Raw genomic sequence first — 616 nt, 5'->3', positions numbered from 1 at the left:
CGTCGGCGTCCGGTGCGGTGATCTCAGGGAAGTACGCCACCTCCGGCGTCACGCAACGCGGGTGCCGCGCTCGACCTGTGGCCGCGGCGCACGCATCCGGCGCAGCTGGGAGGCGCGGCTGGCGGCATAGAAGCCCAGCTTCCACCCGGTCTCGGTGTTGCCCGGGAACTTCTCGTCGGCCATCCGGTTCACCTTGCGGCCCAGGAAGATCCCGTCGATCACCATGACCAGCACCAGCACCAGCATCGCCGGTGACAGGAACGCCTGCACCTGTACCGACGGCACGGCCAGCATCACGAAGATCAGGAACAGCGCCGACGGCATGAACAGCCCGAGCAGGTTGCGCCGCGAGTCGACGACGTCACGCACGTAACGGCGGACCGGGCCCCGGTCGCGCGGGAGCAGGTAGGCGTCCTGGCCGGCCATCATCTTCTCGCGGCGTTCGGCCATCTCGGCGCGACGCGCCAGACGCTCGGCCTTGCGCTCCTCGCGGGACAGCTTCGGGCCGCGCAACTCCTTGCGGCGCTTCCTGGCCTCGGCGTCGACACCTTTGATCGTCTTGTGGAAGCCGCGGGTCTGCGCGCCGGTCTGTGCGGCACGGTCACCGTCGTAGACC

At 69.6% G+C, this 616-nt stretch carries 1 protein-coding gene; it reads right to left on the bottom strand.

All coding sequences use genetic code 11. From position 1 onward, the window contains the following. Nucleotides 1-48 precede the first annotated feature (48 nt). Nucleotides 49-616, bottom strand: a 568-nt coding sequence (locus ASJ79_RS25265) for a DUF3043 domain-containing protein (protein ID WP_231751030.1), incomplete at its 5' end; no start/stop codon positions are given.

This window comes from Mycobacterium sp. NAZ190054 (genome assembly GCF_001545925.1).
Taxonomy (GTDB): domain Bacteria; phylum Actinomycetota; class Actinomycetes; order Mycobacteriales; family Mycobacteriaceae; genus Mycobacterium.
The sequence above is the reverse complement of the archived record's forward strand: the minus strand, read 5'-3'. Positions and strand labels throughout refer to the sequence as shown.